At 70.9% G+C, this 4,752-nt stretch carries 4 protein-coding genes; all 4 read left to right on the forward strand.

Annotation, left to right across the window (positions count from 1 at the left end; translation table 11 throughout):
* Positions 1-1,542: dipeptide ABC transporter ATP-binding protein (locus tag OEY_RS0112500; RefSeq protein WP_010594208.1), on the forward strand; the 1,542-nt coding region annotated here is incomplete at its 5' end.
* Positions 1,532-2,635: an LLM class flavin-dependent oxidoreductase gene (locus tag OEY_RS0112505; protein ID WP_029540020.1), complete on the forward strand. Its 1,104-nt coding sequence runs from the start codon at positions 1,532-1,534 to the stop codon at positions 2,633-2,635. The genes OEY_RS0112500 and OEY_RS0112505, both read left to right, overlap by 11 nt.
* A gap of 14 nt (positions 2,636-2,649) precedes the next feature.
* Positions 2,650-4,020 carry an NtaA/DmoA family FMN-dependent monooxygenase gene (locus tag OEY_RS0112510; protein ID WP_010594210.1) on the forward strand — a complete coding sequence of 457 codons (1,371 nt, stop codon included), beginning with the start codon at positions 2,650-2,652 and terminating at the stop codon, positions 4,018-4,020.
* Positions 4,017-4,752: DUF1684 domain-containing protein (locus OEY_RS28395; protein ID WP_010594211.1), on the forward strand; the 736-nt coding region annotated here is incomplete at its 3' end. The genes OEY_RS0112510 and OEY_RS28395, both read left to right, overlap by 4 nt.

Consider the following 4,752-nt stretch of genomic DNA (forward strand, 5'->3'; position numbering starts at 1 on the left):
CCGGTCACCGCGGTGGACGGGGTCGGCTTCACGCTTTCCCGGGGTGAGGTCGTCGCGGTGGTCGGCGAGTCCGGTTCCGGCAAGTCGACGACCGCACACGCGATCCTGGGCCTGCTGTCGGGCAGCGGCAGGATCACCGGCGGCACCGTCACGTTCGACGGGCAGCGACTGGACACCCTGCCCGAACGCGCCTTCGAGAAGGTGCGCGGTGCCCGCATCGGACTCGTGCCCCAGGACCCCACCACGTCCCTGAACCCGGTCGTCCGCATCGGTGACCAGGTCGCCGAGGTCCTGCGTATCCACGGTCGCGCCGACCGGCGCACCGCGAAGATCGACGCGCGGCGCATCCTCGCGGAAGCCGGCCTCGACGATCCCGAACTCCGTGCCAGGCAGTACCCGCAGGACCTGTCCGGCGGGCAGCGGCAGCGCGTGCTCATAGGCATCGCGCTCGCATGCCGGCCGGACCTCGTCATCGCCGACGAGCCGACCAGCGCGCTCGACGTCACCGTGCAGCGGCGCATCCTCGACCACCTCGACAGCCGCATCGCCGAGACCGGTACCGCGGTCCTGCTCATCACCCACGACCTCGGCGTCGCCGCCGACCGCGCCGACCGCATCGTCGTGATGAGCCAGGGCCGGATCGTCGAGACCGGGCCGGCCCGGCAGATCCTCGAGAACCCCCGGCACGAGTACACCCGGGCGCTCGTCGCCGCCGCACCGAGCCTCGCCGGCACCGCGGCCCGGCCCGGCCGCGGACCCGCGGAACCCCTGCTCACCGTGTCCGGGGTATCGAGGACCTTCCGCATCGACCGGCGCACGTCGCTCGAGGCGGTGCGCGACGTCTCCTTCTCGGTTCCGCGCGGTCGCACTCTGTCCCTGGTCGGCGAGTCCGGTTCCGGCAAGTCCACGGTGTCCCGCATCGCGATCCGACTGGAATCCGCCACGTCCGGGCAGGTCCGGTTCGACGGGCGGGACATCACCGCGCTGCGCGGCCGGGACCTGCGCGAGCTCCGCCGCCGGGTGCAGATCGTCCACCAGAACCCCTATGCGGCCCTGAATCCCAAGCTCCGCATCCGCGACGTCGTCGCCGAACCGCTCGAAGCCTTCGGCATCGGCACGAAAAGCGAGCGCGCCGAACGTGTTGCGGAGCTGATCGGGCAGGTGGCGCTGAGCACGGCACACCTCGAGCGCAGACCCGCGGAACTGTCCGGCGGACAACGACAGCGCGTGGCGATCGCCCGCGCGCTCGCGCTGCACCCGGAACTCCTCGTGCTCGACGAGCCCGTCTCCGCGCTCGACGTGTCGGTCCAGGCGCAGATCCTCGACCTGCTCGCCCGCCTGCAGGACGAGCTGGGGCTGAGCTACCTGTTCATCTCCCACGATCTTGCCGTGGTCCGGCAGATCAGCGACACCGTCGCGGTGATGCGGTCCGGCGAAATCATCGAATCCGGGACCACCGCAGAGATTTTCGACAGACCACAGCACGAGTACACGAAACTGCTGCTCGATGCCATTCCAGGGAAGGTTCGGCATGCCCGATAGTTCACAGTTGTTGCTCGCCCTCGAATTCCGCGGAACCGGCTCGCATCCGCATTCGTGGCGTCGCACGGATTCACGCGCGGAGGACGTGTTCACCGCCCGCTACTGGGCGGATATCGTGGGCAGCGCGGATCGTGCCGGCGTCGACCTGGCCTTCCTCCCCGACTCGTTCGGTATCGACTCCGGTGCGGACACCGTGCGCGGCCGGCTCGAAGCGGTCGGCGTCGCCGCCCGGCTGTCCGCCGTCACCTCGCGGATCGGGCTGATCCCCACCGCGACGGTGACCCACACGGAACCGTTCCACGTGGCCAAGGCCGTGCAAACCCTCGACCACACCACGGCCGGCCGTGCGGGGTGGCAGGTCGCCGTCTCCGAGGGTGAGGACCGGGCCGCCCTGTTCGGCCGCAAGGGCACCCAGGGCACCGGCTCACTGTGGACCGAGGCCGCCGAGGCCGCCGAGGTCGCGGCCCGCCTGTGGGACAGCTGGGAGGACGACGCCGAGATCCGCGACGTCGCCACCGGCCGGTTCGTCGACCGGGACAAGCTGCACTACATCGACTTCGTCGGCGAGCACTTCTCCGTCAAAGGTCCGTCGATCACGCCCCGGTCACCCCAGGGCCTGCCCCTCGTCGCCGTTGCGGCAGCGGACGAGCAGTCGTTCGACTTCGCCGCAGAACGCGCCGATCTCGTGCGTATCGAGGCCGCCGACCTCGGGTCCGCCGCGAACCTGGCCGAGCGCCTGCGCGCGCAGGCCGGTGATCGGCGACCGGCGGTGCTGCTCGACATCGACGTGCTGCTCGCCGCGGACGACGCCACCGCCGCCGCGGACCTGGCCCAGCTCGAGAACTGGGCCGGCGCTGCCTACACGCCGGAGTCGCTGTTCTACCGCGGCGGCCCGGCAGGGCTGCTCGCACTCCTCGGGGACGTGGACGGCCTGGACGGCGTGGTGCTACGTCCGCTGGCCCTCGCCGGCACGGTCGCGGCGCTCACCGAACGGGTCCTGCCGGTGTTGCGGCGGCAGGACCCGACGTCCACTGGAACCCTGCGGGACCGTCTCGGCCTGCCGCGCCCCGTCAACCGCTACGCCACCGCCTGAGGAGGCCGACAACCATGCCGCAGAACACCGTTCGAAAGCAGATCCATCTGGCCGCGCACTTCCCGGGCGTCAACAACACGACCGTGTGGGCGGATCCCGAATCGAAGAGCCAGATCGACTTCGAGTCCTTCCTGCACCTGGCCCGGACCGCAGAACGCGGACTGTTCGACTTCTTCTTCCTGGCCGAGGGACTGCTGCTGCGCGAACACCGCGGCCGCATCCACGATCTCGACGTCGTCGGCCGGCCCGACACCCTTACGGTTCTCGAGGCCCTCGCCGGTGCGACGACCCACCTCGGGCTCGCGGGCACGATCAACACCACCTTCAACGAGCCGTACGAACTGGCCAAGCAGTTCGCCACCCTCGACCATCTGTCCGACGGCCGCGCCGCGTGGAACCTCGTCACCTCCTCCGACGCCTTCACCGGCGAGAACTTCCGGCGTGGCGGCTATCTCGACCACTCGCAGCGCTACGTCCGCGCCCACGAGATCGTCGACGTCACCCGGCGGCTGTGGGACGGCTGGCGCCCCGGAGCACCGGTCGTCGACCGCGAAAACGGCATCTTCGCGGCGGATTCCGACATCGCTCCGTTCGACATCCACACCACGCAGTTCGACATCTCCGGGCGGTTCGAGGTGCCACGCAGCCCGCAGGGACACCCGGTGCTCCTGCAGGCCGGCGACTCGGACGAGGGCCGCGAATTCGGCGCCGCCAAGGCCGACGCCATCTTCACCGGCCACGGCACCCTCGAGGAGGGCCACGCCTTCTACGCCGACGTCAAGGGCCGCCTCGCGAAGTACGGGCGCAGCCACGCCGACCTGAAGATCCTTCCGGCCGCGACGTTCGTCCTCGGCGACTCCGCGGAGGACGCGGCCGAGCGAGCCCGCCACATCCGGCTGCAGCAGGTGAGCCCGCAGACCGCGATCGCGTTCCTCGAGCAGGTGTGGGGCCGCGACCTGTCCGGGTACGACCCCGAAGGGCCGCTGCCGGACGTCGAACCGGAGGACAACCTGAACATCACGCGCGGCCGCGTCCGCCACGCCAAGGATCCGCGCGCCGTCGCGCTGGCCTGGCGGGAGAAGGCCGAGGCCGAGAAGCTCAGCATCCGCGAACTGATCATCGAGGTCACCGCGCGGCAGCAGTTCGTCGGCACCCCCGATCACGTCGCCGCCGAGATCGACCGCTATGTGCAGACCGACGCGAGCGACGGCTTCATCCTGGTTCCGCACCTCACCCCCGGCGGCCTCGACGAATTCGTCGACAAGGTCGTGCCGCTGCTGCAGGAACGCGGCAGTTTCCGCACCGAATACGAGGGCACCACCCTGCGCAGTCACCTCGACCTGCGCCACCCGCACGAGATCGACGAAGGAGTTCAGGCATCGTGACCACCACACTCGACCGAGAGACGTTCACCGAGGACTGGCGGAGCTGGCACGCAGCCCGCGAGGAGGCGCTGCGCCGCCCGGACGGCTGGCTCAGCCTGACCGGGCTGTACTGGCTGGACACCGAGCCCACGATCCTCGACGAGGTGCCCGGATTGTGGCGGGTGGACGGCGAGCGCGTGCTCCTCGAATCCGACGGCGGAACCGAGGTGCACAAGCCGATCGAGGGCGCACCCGGTGTCCGGGTCGCGGCCGGCGACGGCTACGCCGAGATCATCCGCCGCACCGGCCGGTTCGCCGTCCGCATCCACGACCCGAAGTCGCCGGCTCTGACGGCCTTCACCGGAATCCCCGCGTACGAGCCTGCGCCGGAGTGGGTGCTGCAGGGCCGCTTCGAGGCCTTCGATCAGGTGCGGACCGTCACCACCGGCGCCGTGGTCGACGGCCTCGAGCACCACCACAGCGCGGCCGGGCTGATCCGCTTCACCCACGACGGCGCCGAGCACCGCCTCGTCGCCTTCGGCGACGGCTCGGGTCCGCTGCGCGTGCTGTTCACCGACGGAACCAGCGGCGTGACGACCTACCCGGCCGCGCGGATCCTCGAGGTCGCCGCGCCGACCGCCGACGGCTCGGTCACGCTCAACTTCACCCGGGCAGCCAACCTGCCGTGCGCGTTCACCGACGCGGCGACGTGCCCCATCGCCCCGGCGGAGAACCGGCTGCCGGTCGCCGGCG

Source organism: Rhodococcus sp. P14 (assembly GCF_000256505.1).
Taxonomy (GTDB): Bacteria; Actinomycetota; Actinomycetes; order Mycobacteriales; family Mycobacteriaceae; genus Rhodococcus; species Rhodococcus ruber.

Bases quoted from the DNA above. Each gene is read 5' to 3' on its own strand.
- OEY_RS0112510 (WP_010594210.1), top strand. From the start codon at position 2,650: ATGCCGCAGAACACCGTTCGAAAGCAGATCCATCTGGCCGCGCACTTC.
- OEY_RS0112505 (WP_029540020.1), top strand. From the start codon at position 1,532: ATGCCCGATAGTTCACAGTTGTTGCTCGCCCTCGAATTCCGCGGAACC.